The sequence below is a fragment of the Tropicimonas sediminicola genome (assembly GCF_900188335.1).
In the GTDB taxonomy this organism is placed as follows: domain Bacteria; phylum Pseudomonadota; class Alphaproteobacteria; order Rhodobacterales; family Rhodobacteraceae; genus Tropicimonas; species Tropicimonas sediminicola.
The window spans coordinates 1-14,413 of sequence record NZ_FZOY01000015.1; the positions used below are offsets into that span (position 1 = coordinate 1).

Genomic DNA, 14,413 nt, shown 5'->3' on the forward strand with positions numbered 1-14,413 from the left:
AAGCTCAAGGTCGCAAATGCCTACGCTGCCGGGCTGGTCAAGGAGCGCGCTTCGGTCATCCAAAGCAAGACCGACAAGCCGGTTCGGTTCGAGATTTCGGAAGCAACTCGCAGTTCGATCTCGCAGTGGATCGCGGATCCCTTGATGAGCGGTTCGGAGTTCCTGTGGCCAGGCCGCTTCCATGAGCGGCTGCATATCTCAACCCGCCAGTATGCGCGCCTGGTCCGAGAATGGGTCCAGTCGATCGGCCTAGACCCCACTTCGTACGGAACGCATTCGATGTGTCGTACCAAGGTTGCGCAAATCTATCGCAAGACTGGTAACCTGAGAGCGGTGCAATTCCTACTGGGATACACGAAGATGGATGGCACTGTCCGTTATCTCGGTGTCGATCTGGAAGATGCGCTCTCAATCGCCGAGCCCTTCGAGCTCTGACGAGTTGGGCCGATCTACCCGATCGGCCGACCATTCCACGACGTTTTCAGAGTCCGCTTAGCCGACCGAGCCGACATCCGAGAGTATTTCTCGGATGTCGGCTCTGAACTTGATTGCCTGAGAGACTCGCACAGGACTCCAGAACGACCATCCTCTGATCGAGCCGTTTCAAGAATGTTGTGCGCATGTGTACGGGTTTACTCGGCTTCAAGCGGCGGACCTGTGAAGACTTGACCATACTCAGCTGAAATCGTGTTGAGCGTCTCGATCTCATCCGGAAGCTTCAGATGTTTCGTTGCGTCAAAGAAGCCCTCGAAACCGCCCGGCGCGACGATGACCATCAGTTTGCCGCCATCTTCCTCAAGTATGCGAAAGGTGTGATCGACCCCTTTCTGTACAAAGGCGATCTCCCCTTCGCCCAAGACGAAGGTGTTGCCGTCGGCAAGGAACTCGGCCGACCCTTCCATCACGTAGAGGGCCTCACCGGCATCTTCATGAACATGGCGCGGCGGCCCACCGGGTCCCGGGAACCGGGTGGTGAAGATGCCCATGTCCCCGCCAGTTTCTTCCCGGTTCAACAAGACCTGAATTTCCGAGCCATTCCAATCGATAGGGTCATGGGCGGCGGCGGCGCTCGCAACGAACATCAACGTCATTGTCAGGGTCTTCTTCATGGAATGTCTCCGTTTTTTCGGGCCTCAAAGTAGATAGAATCTTTCGATCAGATCGCCGTCTGGCCGTTGTCGCGCCGTGTTCATTTGGCGAAATCGACTGGACTGGCATATCCTGAGTGTGAAGTCAGGGAGGGCCAATCTGGCTAACGAAAACCTGTGAAAATTTACGAATTCGAAAGATCTGGCGTCGTTCTCGACGGGTTGGATGGGACGCTCAAGACGGCCTCGGGAGAGCCGGTCGAGCTACGTCCACAGTCCCGCGAAGTGTTGCGCGTGCTTGCGAGCGCGCCGAACCGAACTGTTACGAAGGACGAGTTTTCCCAAGCAATTTGGGAGGGGCGGCAGGTTGGCGACGACAGTCTGGTGCAATGCATCGCCGAAATCCGCGCAGCCATTGGCGACACTCAACGCAGCATCGTTCAGACCGTTCCCCGAAAGGGCTACCGGTTCAATCCGCCAACTGCATCAAAGACCGATCCACCCGTCATGCAGAAGGCGCTCATCGCGCTTCCAGTAATCGGATTGGTTATTGCCTTGTTGGCTTTCCTCTACTGGCAGAACGGAAATAGAGAGAAGAGGCTCCCGGTCGTGGCAGTACTTCCCCTTGATGATCTGAGTGCCGCGCCACATCAGGACTACCTCAACGATGCGTTGAGCGAGGGAATTATCACCGAGCTGGCCCGGTTCCCGCAGTTCCGGGTCGTCGCACGCAATTCGAGCTTTCAGTTCCGCTCGAAGCCCACTGATGTCCGCGATATTGGCGAGATGTTGAGCGCCGACTACGTCCTGGAAGGAAGTCAGCAATTCGATGGCGAGCGCCTGCGCGTGACCGCTCAGCTTGTTGAGACGGATACGGGCGCCCACGTATTCGCGGACAAGTATGAACGTAATATCAGTGACTTGTTCGTGGTTCAAAATGACATTGTTCACCATGTGGCGTCAGAGGTCGGCCAGGCGCTTCTGTCCGATATGCCGGGGCGGTCGGCTCCGAGGGACGTGGATTCCCGCCTTCGTGGTCTCCAGGCGCGAAACATCATGACCCAGTTGACTTACGAGAACTGGCAGAAGGCGATAGCGCTTGAGGAAACCTCGATACGTGAGGAGCCAGATTCGGCATGGGGTTATATTGGCAAATCCTTGATGCTCATCCCGGCGGCGGTACTGGGCTGGATGCAACCGCGCGATGAGGTTCTTGCCGACGCAGTCGAACTGGCGAGAACCGCTCTTCGAATCGATCCCGAAAACTACATGTCGCACTATGCTCTTGCTCGGGTACTGTCGCGTCAGGGGAAACACGCCGAGTCCATCCTGCACTTCGAACGTGCGGCAAAGCTGAACCCCTCTGACTCTATTGTCTATATCGGCATGTCGGTTCCGTTGCTCTACTCTGGAAGGACCGAAGAGGCGTTGGACGCGCTACACAAGGCGGAAAAAGTTGATCCGCTTCACGGCGACTGGCTCCGCTGGCAACTTGGCCTGGCCTATTGGCAGAAGAATGAGTGCGAGAAGGCGTTGCAGGCGATGCAGAGTATGGCGTCGCCACCAATTGCCTCAAACAAGGCCCTCGCCGCGATACTTGTTTGCCTGGAACGGATTGACCAAGCGAAAGCAGCTATGGCGAAGTTTCTGGGGACGCGACCAGGATACACGCTCCAGATTGAGGCCAAGGCTGTTCCCATGGATTGGCAACCGGATGGTATGTATGAACGCTGGCTAAGCAGCATGAAGCAGTCCGGAATGCCTTGAGACCCGAGCGCGATGTGAGCGCATGCGCAACCTTCGGGCTGGCTCCCTAATCAAGAGCGGGCATTCTGTGCTTCAGGAAAATTACCACAATGCGCAGCCATCGAACCTGTCGGCCCGAGCACACAGACACCGAGCGGCCATGTCGCCAGCATGTCGGCTTTGCCGACCTTGCTGCCGTTCATGGCGGCGCCACGGCCCAAGGCGGCTTCATGGGAAATCAGTCCAGACATGCGAGCACCTGACCGCCTAAGGCAACATCATGCCGCGGATCATGAAGAAGAACATCGCGGCCATCCCCCCGGCCACAGGGACCGTGATGACCCAAGCTGCCGCGATACGCAGCAGCAGCGAACGCTTGACCAATTCGATGCGGTGCACTCTGCCAAGGCCGCGACGTTCTCGCTTCGCGAGAAGCTTGGTGCCAGGCGCCTGTTGCTTCATCTCTCGCAGCATCTTGCCCTTGGTCTCGACGTCCGCTGCCTCGAACTTGGCAAGGTAGGCATCGACCGCCTCCTGGTCGTGGTCAGCGTGGTGGTCGCGGATATCCTGCAGCGTGCGGGCATAGCTCGATTTGATGTATTCCCGCAGGAAGCCCACGCCGAACACCCCGCCGACGGCGATATGCGTCGAACTGACGGGCAAACCGAGTTGCGAGGCCACGATGACGGTGATCGCGGCGGCCATCGCAATGCAAAATGCTCGCATCTTGTCGAGTTCGGTGATCTCGCTGCCGACGGTGCGGATCAGCTTTGGGCCATAAAGTGCCAGTCCCAACGAGATGCCGACGGCGCCAATGGCCATGACCCAGATTGGGATCGACGCCTTTTCGGCAACTTCGCCACCGGTGATCGCCTCGCTGATACCCGCAAGCGGACCCACGGCGTTGGCGACATCGTTGGCTCCATGCGCAAAGCTCAACAACGCGGCGGCGAATATCAGGGGAATTGTGAAGAGTTCATTGACACTTGATTTATGGTTCTCAAGGGCCTTGGTCATGTTCGCAATGTACGGGCGCATGATCAGGAATACGACGAGCGCTGCCCCGAAGCCGATCACGACCGCCACCGGAAAATCGACTTTGACGAGCTTCTTCACGCCCTTGAGCATCAGGTAGGTTCCAAAGGCCCATGCCATAAGCGACACCAGGATGGGCACCATCCGGTTGGCTGCACCAAGCACGTCGGTCTTGTAGGTGATTGTCCGCTTGATCAGGTAAAGGAAGCCCGCGGCAATGAAGCCGCCGAGAACTGGCGAGATCACCCAACTCGCAGCAATCATGCCCACTTGGTTCCAGTTGGCGATCCCCCATCCACTGGCGGCGATTCCGGCGCCAAGAACACCGCCGACAATGCTGTGCGTGGTAGATACCGGCGCCCCCACGGCAGTTGCGAAGTTGAGCCACACCGCCGCTGCAAGAAGTGCGGCGATCATCAGCCAGATAAACGTGTCCCGGTCGGCCACCAAATCCGGATCGATAATTCCGTTCTTGATTGTGCCGACCACATCTCCGCCGGCAATGAGCGCACCGCCGGCCTCGAAGCTCGCAGCGATGATGATCGCGCCGGTCAGAGTGATCGCATGGCTGCCGACAGCAGGGCCGACGTTGTTCGCAACATCGTTCGCGCCGATATTCATCGCCATGTAGCCGCCGATCATTGCAGCGATCACCAGCAGTATGCCGTCAACACCGCCGTCTGTTCGGACAATGGTGAACAGCATGATGCCGATGATGAAGATCAACGCTGTCCCAAAACGAAACAGCTCATCTCGGTTGATCTGAATTGCGGATTCAACGCGTTCTGTCCGTAGCAAAGCTCCCCCCCCCGCGAGCCCGCGGCCGATATATTTGAGCACGTTCAGCTTGGTTCGCGGCCCGGCGTCGTTCCATGACGTACATCAATTTCGAGGACTCGCTTCAAACGTCTGGCCTTGGTTCGACCCGAAGTGCTGCGGTCCTGATAGCCTCCCTGCTTTCCCATGAAAGCGGATGCGTGCCGGCGTCGGTCGATATTGCGGGCCTTCGCGGTCCGATCCGGGCTCTCTCGGATCCTTCGCCGCGCCAACCGCGAATTGCAACTTCCGGTTCAGGGGAACAAGCTGCACGAGCGGAACTCTCATACATCGTGACCGGCAGCAACGCGCAGGTTGCGGTCGCCTGGCCCGGTAATCCTTCCCATGGTTAACGGGATGGGATTGTAGGATTTTCTCCTGGTGAGAGCCGAGGAGATTCGAATGAGAAAGAGCCGTTTCATCGAGCCGCAGATCATGGCGGTGCTGCGCCAGGCCGAGCACTGGGTGGCAGTGCCGGAACTGTGCCGCGAGCACGGGATCAGCACCGCCAGTTTTTTTCAAGTGGCGCGCAAAGTATGGCGGCATGGACGCGTCGATGGTCAGCCAGAGTGAGCGGTGAACGCCACTGGTTCGAGAGAACCGCGAACGGCGCTGGAGGACGAGAACCGGAGCCTGAAGCGGATGTTCGCGGACCTCAGCATGCAGGCTGATCTGCTGAAGGAGGCTCTGGGAAAAAAAGTCCCAGCCAGCTCAACGCCACGAGTTGGCCGAGAAGGCGGTGGCGAGAAGAGGGGTCAGCATCGCGCTGGCCTGCCGCGCGTTCGGCGTCAGCGAGGCCTGTTTCCGCTACAGTCCGAGGCGCGATGAAGAGAACGAGCTGATCGCCAACCTGCTGGTCGGGCTGGCCAGGGCGCACAAGACCTGAGGGTTCGGCTTGTGTTTCCTGCACCTGCGGAACGTGAAGGGACATGTCTGGAACCACAAACGCGTGCGCCGGATCTATTGCGAGCTGGAACTGAACCTGCGGAGTGAGCCATTGCGGCGCCATTGGTTCGAGCCCAATGGCGAACGCCGCGACGTCGGCTGATACGCGAAAAGCCCGATGAACTCGCGGTGCCGGATGCGCCCAACATGGTCTGGTCGATGGACTTCATGGCCGACCGCCTGGCCGACGGGAGGCCGTTCCGGCTGTTGAACGTTCTGGACGACTTCAACCGCGAGTGCCTGGGTATCGAGATAGACTTTTCGCCTCCGTCCGAGCGTGTGGTTCGAGCCTTGAACCAGATCATCGCGTGGCGCGGCAAACCTCTGGCAATTCAGACCGATAACGGTCCCGAATACGTCAGTGCTACCCTCATGAATTGGTCTGAGAAGCAGGGCATCGCCCTGACCTACACCCAGCCCGGAAAGCCTCAACAGAACGCCTATGCCGAGCGCCACAACCGGACGGTCCGGCAAGAATGGCTGGGCCTTTACCTAAATGACACCATCGAGGAGGTGCAGCAGATCGCAACCGATTGGCTATGGACCTAAAATAATGAGCGCCCCAACATGGGCATCGGCGGGATCACTCCTGCCATGAAGCTGAAAAGGGCCGCGTGAAATCTACGAAACCATCCCGCTAAATCGGGGAGGATTACCCAGGGTTCTGGCCGAGCGCGAGTTGCCCCCTCGCCTCATCCCGCAAACGCCGGGCATCGGCCAGCGAAAGATCCGGGAACTAGCCCAACGCCAATAGCTTTTCCTTTCCCCCTAGCGGTACTTTTAGCGCCAGAGTTTCGACCCGCCCGGATTGACCAGCAGGAAGCGTCCATCGAAATCTGCCTGTTTGTATGGCTTCTCGCTTGGCTTTGGTGCACGGATTTTGGCGTCGCTCAGCTTTGACGTTGGGGGTATCGTGTCTCCTCTCTCGCGGGGGTACCCCAGATCGTAACCCCAAACGGGATGGATACTGGTAGACCAGCGGGGACGGCTCTGGATAACCATTTGCCCAAAGCCCATGAAAACATGGCTGTTATTGTGCAAAATCGGATGAAGCAGGAGGTGTTTATGGTGCCCGGGGGCGGAATCGAACCACCGACACGAGGATTTTCAATCCAACCGGGACCGGGGCGTTGTCGACGCTGCTCTCGGTGGCGGTGATCTTGATACGGAGCTTGTCGTTTATGTTGCTGCAACATTCTTGCACATGCCGAGTGCCGCTGAACAACGCGGAGCAGCCGTGGGCTTCCGCATCAGCCCTAGACCCAAGGGAAGATTGAACCCCAGCGTCAGTTATAGGAAACAGCATCCTGCCGGAGAACAACTTCGTACCCGGCGCAGATGGAACGGCTGACCGATGACTTCGTCGTCTCCTATAACAATAGGTGCTATCGCGAGTGCGTTGGCAATTCGACGCCCGCCGATGTGTACTAGGCTAGCAACGCAAACATCCTGTTCACGAGATAGGAGGTCAAGAAACAGACCATCCTTAAACGCCGCTAGCACTAGCCGAACGCGGCAGCGAAACTTTCGAACTGAAGTTGAACCGGAACTATTGCTTCGAAATCGCGCTTCCTTTCCCAATGAATCTGACGACAAACAGATTTACCGCTTGGTGGCAGTATTTGGACCCCGTGCGTTCGGCCTACGTACGGCCGCCTTGTCGGTCAGCAGCCATGGGGTAAGACGCGCGGCCAGCAAAGCGAACGCCGCCGCCCAGAAAGTGGCCGCCAAGGCTATGCCGTCAATGCGTCCCAAAAGGGGCTCATAGCCGGCAAGTCGGGCAAGAGATGCGAGCAGGACCAGGACGAAAGATGCGGTCAGCCAGGGGCCTGCGACGAGGTTCCGCCCGGTATGGCCTAGGCTCGCGCGCATCATCACTGCGACGGTCATGCCGCCGATCGCTCCTATTCCGAACAGATGCGACGGGACATCGAGACCAACCAGACCGGCGGCAGCAGCGGCCGCGCCGACAAACCCCAGGGGGATCATCAGGTAGGCGGCGTGCAGCATCAGGAGCAGCGGTGATCTCCAGGTCGCCATCCCTCGCCAGCGGGCAAGGCGCGCCAGGTGGAGACCCGCGGCCACCGCGGACGCGAGACCGGCCATCGGGGTGTCGGGCACGAGGCACCAGGCCACGAGCGCAATGGTGCCGGCGCCGATGCTGAGCGCGTCGAACCGGTTGAATGGCACGGGCATGCGCTGGGCACCCGCCCTGGCCAGCCAGTTCCGGGTGAAGCTTGGCACGATGCGGCCACCGATCAGCATGATGAGAAAGATCAGGAGGGCGGTCCCGGCGCGGCGCGATAGGTCGGAGGTTCCCTCGATCTGCACTTCGGCATGGAATGCCAGGTTGGCGGCCCAGAGAAGCGAAACAGGAACCAGCACCTTAAGATTGCGCCAGTTCTTTCCGGCAATGATCTCGCGGGTGATCATCGCGACCACCGCCAGAAGAAAAGCCTGGTCGATGGCGAGTACGCCGGTCGGCGGTAGCGGCAAGGCCCCTGCCAGCGCCATCCGGCCCGCGATCCACAGCGCCAGCAGCCCGGCGAGGGGCCAGCCGCGGGCCGGCAACCTGCCGGTCCAGTTGGGCACCGCGGTGAACAGGAAGCCGGCGACCACGGCGGCACCGTAGCCAAAGATCATCTCGTGGATGTGCCAGTCGACCGCGGGAAACGGCCCGCCGAGAGCGATCTCACCGCGCCAGGCGAGATACCAGGCAGGAACGACGCCGATTGCGAACAACGTCGCGGCAAGGAAGAACGGGCGGAAGCCTCCGGAAAACAAGGCGGGCCCGCGGTAGTCCGAACGAATGGTCAATCTGGCCTCCGATCTTGAGGGGAGTGTTTTGGTCCCGCGGGCCGGGTTGCGTTCATTCCACCCTTGCCAGAAGGTCCGCCATGCGTTCGCGGGACTTGCCACGCTGCTTCACCGCGGTCGCAGCCTCGAGATTCACGGCATCGCCGACCTGAACAAGGGCGACCATTCCCATGCCGTAATGCGGCGTGCACTTGATGCCGTAGAGACCCTCTGCGGCCACCGTCAGTTCGAAATCCTCGGAGGGTTTGGTCTTGAACGCCTCGACACCCTCGGGAAGCATGCCCTCGATGCTCTCTACGTTATGTCCGGCGTCCACCGAAACGAAGTGGACCACATCGCCCGGCGCAGCCTTCACATAGGCGGGCACGAATACCATGCTGCCGGCCTCGCCCTTGTTAAGCATCTGTACCTCGTGGGTCTCGGCGGCAGCGATCCCTGCGGTGACGGTGATAAGGGTGGCAAGCATCAGCGGTTTCATCATCGGGAGTCCTTTCCATCCAGTCATGGCTTTCCGTTGGTCCGGCTTTTGCGATAGAAGCGGCCGGCGAACTTTGCGTTTGCTCAAACTTCCGGACGGAATCCTTGAAACTCGACACCAGCCTGCTGACCGGGTTGCCGCCCTTTTCCCGGCTCGACCGGGAGCAGATCCGGCAGATCCTCGACGACGCCACGTCCCGGCGATACGAGGAAGGTGCGACCATCTTCCAGGAGGGGCACGATGCGGAGCGGTTCTACTTGCTGCTCGACGGCTACCTGCGCGTGATCCGCACGACGCCGGATGGGGAGCAGATCATCGTGCTGCACATTTCGCCCGGTCAGCTTTTCGGGATCGCGAAGGCGCTTCAACGTTCAACCTATCCGGCGACGGCGGTGGCCGCGGCGGAATCGATTGCGCTCTCCTGGCCCATGCGGCTGTGGGAGAGCTACGTCGCGCAATACGAGGGCTTCGCGACCGAGAGTTACAAGACGCTTGGCCAGCGGCTGGGCGAGATCCAGACGACGCTTACGGAGATGGCGACGCAGGCCGTGGAACAGCGGGTGGCGGCGGTGCTGCTGCGGATGACCAACCAGAGCGGGCAGAAGACGGAGGAGGGCATCGAGATCGGCTTTCCCGTGACCCGTCACAACATCTCGGACATGACCGGCACCACGCTTCACACGGTCTCGCGGCTTCTTTCGGCCTGGGAAAAGGACGGCATCGTGCGGTCCAGCCGCAAGCATATCGTCGTCACCGACCCGCATGCTCTGATGCTGTTGTCACGTCCGAAGGGCTAGTCGCGTGGCAAGGCCCGCATGACGACAGCCCGGACTTCGGCTTCGTCGATCCCGTAGACTTCGCAGGCATCGGTCAACGTGTGAAACGGGGCGATGGGGCATCCCGGGCAGAGCATGTTCCGATCCCAGAACAGCGGCGCCAGGTCCGGCCATTCCGCCAGAAGCACGGACAGCGGCAGGTCGGGGTCATGCGGATCCGGGCGGCTCATGGACGCCTCCTTGGGAAACGGGATGTCTGCCCTCGTCCGGAGGCACGAGGTCACCCCGAGGGCTGCAGGCGCACGCCGAGCGGGCCGAGCAGGGAGAGTTGCCGGTCGTCAAGGACGACTGCCGCGGTCGAGGCGGCATCCGCCACAGCCGCGCTCTCGTGGTACGCTGTGACGGGTCCGTGACGTAGTGTGCGCGTGCCCTGCGACGGGGCAAATATATGGCCTACAGCGCGAGCCGGATCGACGATTGTGCCGAACAGGTCCGACGTGGCCAACGCCCGGTTCTCGAGCCTGCACCGCTGTCCGCCGGGCAGGCGCACCGGCCATCCTCGCGCGCCCTGCTCGGAGCCGACCGCGCGGATCTCTCCGGCATTCACCAAGACATCCCGCAGCCCGGCTCGCTGGAGCAGGTCGGTGAGCCGGTCGGTGGCATAGCCCTGCGCGATCCCGTTCAGGGTCATCGCCATTCCGGGGCGTTCGAAATGGACCGATGTGCCATCGAACCGGACGCGCTCGAAGCTGACGCGGCTGCGAGCGTCGCTCAAGAGTTCCGGATCGACGCTCCGCCCGGCAGCGGCATGTTCGGCATGCAGCGCGAAGAGCGGTTGCACGGTCGGGTCGAAGGCGCCTTCGGTCGCGAAATGCACCGTGCGCGCGAGCGAGAGCAGGTGCAGGAAGTCCGGCTCGGGGCCGGGTAGGACGCCGTTACGGTTGAGGCGCACCAGGGCACTGTCCCCGCGGTAGAGCGAGAAAAGCCGGTCGATGCGGGCAAGCTCGGCTTCGACTTGGGCCAGGATCGGGGCGGCCTCCGCACCGTCCAACCCGGCAATCCGCACCTCTGCAAGCGCTCCGAGGGCCGGCCCGCGCCAGGTTGCGACCGGAGCCTTGGCGCGGACTTGTGTGGCCGTACAGGCTGCCGCGGCCACGGCGAGGAACCGTCGTCTGGAAAAGCGGGGCGCCATCATTGCACCCCCGCGTGCATGCCGCTGGCAGTCATCGTGTCCATGTCCGGGTGAGCATAGGCGGCCGGGATCTCGGAAAAGGCGACGATCCGTCCGCCATTCTCGGCGGCGAAGGCCCGTGCGGCGTCTTCCTCTCCGAAGGGGATCGCCTCGGGCAGTCCCATGCCGCCAAGGCGGCTGCTCTCGATCACAAGGTGCGCCGTGCCGGCCTCCAGCCAGTTTCCGGTGCCGGGGATGGCCCAGCTCTCGGTGCGGCCCATGTCCGAGAGGTAGATCGCCGCGATCTCGCCGTCCCGTTCCGCATCGCTGACATAAGCGACCGCATCGGTGATCTGGCTGAACCAGAGCGGGGCGTCGTAGCCCTTGAGGTGAATCTGCGCCTTGGGGCCCGGGTGGTCGGCAACGAACATCTGGCAATAGTGGCCGAGCGCCTCGTCGGTCATCTCGACGGGAGAGGGAAGCCCGGCGGTCTCCTCCTTGCAGCCGGCAAGTGCAATGGCGAGCGCAAGGGACAGTGCGAGCCGTGTCATGGGACGATCCTTTTCGTGCGGAAGATGCCGAGACCGACCATGGCCCCGAGCCAGAGCGCCAACGCGCCGAGCGCGGCGACCGGCGGGAAGGGCAGGGTGCGGGCCAGCCCGTCGATCCCGGCCACCGGCGCGGTGTCGAGCGAGGCGAGGTTGTAGAGGCGGAAGGCGTCGGCGGGGTTGGCGATCACCAGCCAGGGGAAAACATGCGAGGCGAAGGGGCCTTCGCCGGCAGCCATGATGCCGCCGAGCAGGGCGAGATCGTAGAGCACGACCAGCACGAGCCATGTGCCGATGGCCAGCGCGGCGGCACGGGCGGTGCGCCCGGAGAAGGCCGACAACATGAGCCCGACGGCCACGAAGACGGCCCCGAGCGCCACGGAGGAGCCGATCAGGCGGAGCCAGGCGGCGATCCCTTCCGGCCCCGCGCCGAAAAGCGGCAGGACTGCCAGCCCGGCGATGGAATAGGCCAGAACGATTGAAAGCCCCACCGCCGCACATTGGGCGAGGAACTTCGCGACAAAGACCTCCCACCGGCGGACCGGCGTGGCGAAGGTCAGTGCGAGCGCGCCGCGCTCGATCTCGCCCGCAAAGGAATCGTAGGACATCAGCAACGCGATCAAGGGGATCAGGTAGACCGAAAGCGTCGCGAGGCTGGCAGAGGTGAGGCTGAGCACGTCGGCATCCAGCGCCGCACCCTGGCCCGCTGCGAAAAAGGCGAGCGCGAGGGCGAAGAGCGCCAGGACAACGGTCGCCAGCGCGACCCAGAGGTTGCGGCGGGCGAGGCGCAATTCCTGCGTGAACACGGTGCCGATACGGGTACTCATGCGCTGGCCTCCTCGTCGGGCTGGTTGGAGTGGTGGCGATAGATGTCGTCGAGCCCGGGGACGGCCACGTCGATATCCTGAAGGACGTTGCTGCGGGTGCCGATGCGGGCCAGCAGGGCCAGCTTTGCGTCGGCGGCGCAGTCGATCTCCAGCCGGCAGCCGTTGATCCGCCTGCCGCCGAACTCGGTCTGCAGTTGGTCCGCCTCGCCGGGGCGGGCGGTCACGCGGATCGTCGTCGGCAATGCAGCCTGGCGGGCTAGGTCCTCCAGCGTGCCGACGGCCCTGAGCGCGCCACGCGCGAGGATGGCCACGCGGTCGGTGCGGGTCTGGATCTCTTCCAGCCCGTGTGACGACAGCAGGACCGCCGAGCCCCGCGCAGCCGCCTCGGCGATCACCGCGTAAAACTCGTGCCGGGACACCGGGTCGAGCCCGCTCGTCGGTTCGTCCAGCAATAGCAGGCGCGGCGCGCCGATCAGGGCCTGGGCAAGCCCCAGCCGTTGCCGCATCCCCTTGGAATAGGTGCCCACGGCGCGGTCGGCGGCGTCGCTCAGACCGACGCGCTCCAGCAGATCGGCGATGCCGGTCTTCGGTGCGCTTCGGAGGCCGGAGAAATAGGTAAGCACCTCGCGGCCCGTCAGGCTGCGCGGGAAGGCCACCACTTCGGGCAGGTAGTTGATCGCGATCCGAGCAGCGTCGGTCCCCGGCGCGTGGCCCGCGATCGCGATAGAGCCGGCCTCGGGTGCGAGGAACCCGAGCACCGCCTTGAAGAGCGTGGATTTCCCGGCCCCGTTATGGCCGAGCAGGGCGAGGGTTTCGCCGGCCTGCACCTGCAGGGAGACCCCGTCGAGCGCCCGCAACCGGCCAAAGGACAGAGAGAGATCCCGGATGTCGAGTATGGTGTCGGTCACGGTCTTGCCTCCTGTGCCGGAACGCCCGCGCCGACCGGTGAGACGAGCGGATGACTGTCGATCACGCCGCCGGGCAGAAGCCCGGGAAAGCGGGACTGTGACCAGCGGATGAGTTGCATGGCGGGTGCGCCCATCAGCAGCTTGGCGGCCGGTTGCGACCAGACCAGACGATCGATGCTGTCATTGGGCCGGTAGGGGCTGTCGGCCAGCCCGTCGCCGTTCACGTCGAATGCGACATGGTCGGACCAGTAATTGCCGCGTGCCCCGTCCGACCATTCAAGCCAGCGGGTGCCGACGTATTTCACCTGTGTCCGGCTGCCGACAAAGGCGTTCCGGGTCAGTACGTTGCCCTGGCTCCCAGCTGTGAAGTGTACGCCGATGCCGCAGCCCTCGAAGCGATTGGCCTCGAAAAGGTTGTGGTTGGAATTGTAGATAAACAGGCACTTCTCGCCGCCGTCCCGCACCTCATTGTGGCGCAGGTCGGCCTTGTTGGCGAAGTTCATGAAGAAGCCATGGTTGGCGTCGCCCTCGGAGAGGTTCCGTTCGACCGTCAGCCGGGTGGAGTACATGAAGGCGAAGCCCATGTCGTTGCCGCGGCTGATGTTGTCGGTCACCTCGATCCGGTTGGCGTACATCGAGTGGAAAGCGAAGCGCAGCTCGCTGAACCGGTTGCGGCGATAGACAGCCTCGTTGGAGGTGGTGATGAACACCCCGTCACGGCCCTTGGAGATGACGTTGTCTTCGACCGTCAGGCCCGGCGCGTTCCAGACGTAGATGCCGGGGCCACGCTCGGCGACGCGCAGGTCGTTGCGGCCATCAATGCGGTTGCCGCGGATGGTGACGCCCTTTGCGCCGTGCACGTCGATGCCGATGAGGTTTCCCTCGAGCGAGACATCCTCGATCATCGCGCGGTCCGCGCCCTTGAGCAGGCGGATGCCGCTGTCGAGGTCGCTCAGTTTCGCCCCGGCGCCCGTGATGGTGAGGCCGGAGATCGTGACGTCAGGAGCAGTGACGGTCACGACCGAACCCTCGCCCGGACCTTCGATCCGGGCAAGGAGCCCCGTGAGTGTGACCGGGGTGTCGATGGTGACCGGCCCGGCGTAGCGACCCTCGGAGAGGGCCAGCACGTCGCCGGGCCGGGCGTTGGAGATGGCCCGTGTCAGCGCCTCCGGCCCGGGATGCACGTCGATCCTCTCCGCCGGGCAGGCCAGCGGGATCGTCGACAGGAGCAAGGCAAGAACCGGAAGGCGCATCGTCG

Annotated in this window: 18 protein-coding genes and 1 pseudogene; 7 read left to right on the plus strand and 12 right to left on the minus strand. The window is 62.5% G+C overall.

Features of this window, described 5'->3' with window-relative positions; translation table 11 throughout:
* The coding region (locus CHB86_RS22985) for a tyrosine-type recombinase/integrase (RefSeq protein ID WP_217898365.1) at positions 1 to 435 on the plus strand (435 nt) is incomplete at its 5' end.
* Positions 436 to 632: 197 nt separating this feature from the next.
* Here the strand turns inward: CHB86_RS22985 and CHB86_RS22990 are convergent.
* On the minus strand, positions 633 to 1,109 hold the full coding sequence (locus CHB86_RS22990; RefSeq protein WP_089235464.1) for a cupin domain-containing protein: 477 nt from the start codon (positions 1,107 to 1,109) through the stop codon (positions 633 to 635).
* 156 nt (positions 1,110 to 1,265) lie between these two features.
* On the opposite strand from CHB86_RS22990, the gene CHB86_RS22995 reads away from it, so the two are divergent.
* Positions 1,266 to 2,855: a winged helix-turn-helix domain-containing tetratricopeptide repeat protein gene (locus tag CHB86_RS22995; RefSeq protein WP_089235465.1), complete on the plus strand. Its 1,590-nt coding sequence runs from the start codon at positions 1,266 to 1,268 to the stop codon at positions 2,853 to 2,855.
* Positions 2,856 to 2,905: 50 nt separating this feature from the next.
* On the opposite strand, the gene CHB86_RS24365 is transcribed toward CHB86_RS22995, so the two are convergent.
* Positions 2,906 to 3,085, minus strand: coding sequence for a hypothetical protein (locus CHB86_RS24365; protein ID WP_141134976.1), 180 nt, complete (start codon positions 3,083 to 3,085; stop codon positions 2,906 to 2,908).
* Positions 3,086 to 3,101: 16 nt separating this feature from the next.
* On the minus strand, positions 3,102 to 4,574 hold the full coding sequence (locus tag CHB86_RS23000) for an inorganic phosphate transporter (RefSeq protein ID WP_089235503.1): 1,473 nt from the start codon (positions 4,572 to 4,574) through the stop codon (positions 3,102 to 3,104).
* Between the two features lie 513 nt (positions 4,575 to 5,087).
* Between CHB86_RS23000 and CHB86_RS25265 the strand changes: the two genes are divergently transcribed.
* From CHB86_RS25265 to CHB86_RS25280, 4 genes are all read left to right on the plus strand, one after another.
* Positions 5,088 to 5,258, plus strand: a complete 171-nt coding sequence (locus CHB86_RS25265; protein WP_281251232.1) for a transposase — start codon at positions 5,088 to 5,090, stop codon at positions 5,256 to 5,258.
* Positions 5,259 to 5,424: 166 nt separating this feature from the next.
* Positions 5,425 to 5,571 carry a hypothetical protein gene (locus tag CHB86_RS25270; RefSeq protein WP_281251233.1) on the plus strand — a complete coding sequence of 49 codons (147 nt, stop codon included), beginning with the start codon at positions 5,425 to 5,427 and terminating at the stop codon, positions 5,569 to 5,571.
* Positions 5,572 to 5,580: 9 nt separating this feature from the next.
* The gene (locus CHB86_RS25275; RefSeq protein WP_281251234.1) at positions 5,581 to 5,733 is read left to right on the plus strand and encodes a hypothetical protein; all 153 of its coding nucleotides are present in this window, start codon (positions 5,581 to 5,583) and stop codon (positions 5,731 to 5,733) included.
* 44 nt (positions 5,734 to 5,777) lie between these two features.
* Complete coding sequence (locus CHB86_RS25280; protein ID WP_281251235.1) at positions 5,778 to 6,179, plus strand: DDE-type integrase/transposase/recombinase; 402 nt, start codon at positions 5,778 to 5,780, stop codon at positions 6,177 to 6,179.
* A gap of 103 nt (positions 6,180 to 6,282) precedes the next feature.
* On the opposite strand, the pseudogene CHB86_RS25360 reads toward CHB86_RS25280, so the two are convergent.
* From CHB86_RS25360 to CHB86_RS23020, 3 genes and pseudogenes are all read right to left on the minus strand, one after another.
* Positions 6,283 to 6,354: pseudogene (locus CHB86_RS25360) on the minus strand (hypothetical protein); the annotation flags it as partial.
* Positions 6,355 to 7,232: 878 nt separating this feature from the next.
* Positions 7,233 to 8,447 carry an NnrS family protein gene (locus tag CHB86_RS23015; RefSeq protein ID WP_089235467.1) on the minus strand — a complete coding sequence of 405 codons (1,215 nt, stop codon included), beginning with the start codon at positions 8,445 to 8,447 and terminating at the stop codon, positions 7,233 to 7,235.
* Positions 8,448 to 8,499: 52 nt separating this feature from the next.
* On the minus strand, positions 8,500 to 8,925 hold the full coding sequence (locus CHB86_RS23020; protein WP_089235504.1) for a pseudoazurin: 426 nt from the start codon (positions 8,923 to 8,925) through the stop codon (positions 8,500 to 8,502).
* 104 nt (positions 8,926 to 9,029) lie between these two features.
* On the opposite strand from CHB86_RS23020, the gene CHB86_RS23025 reads away from it, so the two are divergent.
* Entirely contained in the window at positions 9,030 to 9,722 is a 693-nt protein-coding gene (locus tag CHB86_RS23025) for a Crp/Fnr family transcriptional regulator (protein WP_089235468.1), read from the plus strand.
* On the opposite strand, the gene CHB86_RS23030 is transcribed toward CHB86_RS23025, so the two are convergent.
* Genes CHB86_RS23030 through CHB86_RS23055 form a run of 6 tightly spaced genes read right to left on the minus strand, consistent with a single transcriptional unit; the run spans position 9,719 to position 14,408 of the window.
* The gene (locus CHB86_RS23030) at positions 9,719 to 9,931 is read right to left on the minus strand and encodes a DUF1858 domain-containing protein (protein ID WP_089235469.1); all 213 of its coding nucleotides are present in this window, start codon (positions 9,929 to 9,931) and stop codon (positions 9,719 to 9,721) included. The genes CHB86_RS23025 and CHB86_RS23030 overlap by 4 nt on opposite strands.
* 50 nt (positions 9,932 to 9,981) lie before the next feature.
* A complete protein-coding gene (locus CHB86_RS23035; protein ID WP_245838322.1) occupies positions 9,982 to 10,896 on the minus strand; it encodes an FAD:protein FMN transferase in 915 nt (304 codons plus the stop codon).
* Positions 10,893 to 11,423: a nitrous oxide reductase accessory protein NosL gene (locus tag CHB86_RS23040; RefSeq protein ID WP_089235470.1), complete on the minus strand. Its 531-nt coding sequence runs from the start codon at positions 11,421 to 11,423 to the stop codon at positions 10,893 to 10,895. The genes CHB86_RS23035 and CHB86_RS23040 overlap by 4 nt, the downstream gene beginning before the upstream one ends.
* A complete protein-coding gene (locus CHB86_RS23045) occupies positions 11,420 to 12,247 on the minus strand; it encodes an ABC transporter permease (RefSeq protein WP_089235471.1) in 828 nt (275 codons plus the stop codon). The genes CHB86_RS23040 and CHB86_RS23045 overlap by 4 nt, the downstream gene beginning before the upstream one ends.
* Positions 12,244 to 13,155: an ABC transporter ATP-binding protein gene (locus CHB86_RS23050; protein ID WP_089235472.1), complete on the minus strand. Its 912-nt coding sequence runs from the start codon at positions 13,153 to 13,155 to the stop codon at positions 12,244 to 12,246. Before CHB86_RS23050 ends, CHB86_RS23045 begins: the two co-directional genes overlap by 4 nt.
* Positions 13,152 to 14,408, minus strand: coding sequence for a nitrous oxide reductase family maturation protein NosD (locus CHB86_RS23055; protein WP_089235473.1), 1,257 nt, complete (start codon positions 14,406 to 14,408; stop codon positions 13,152 to 13,154). Before CHB86_RS23055 ends, CHB86_RS23050 begins: the two co-directional genes overlap by 4 nt.
* Between the last annotated feature and the right edge of the window lie 5 nt (positions 14,409 to 14,413).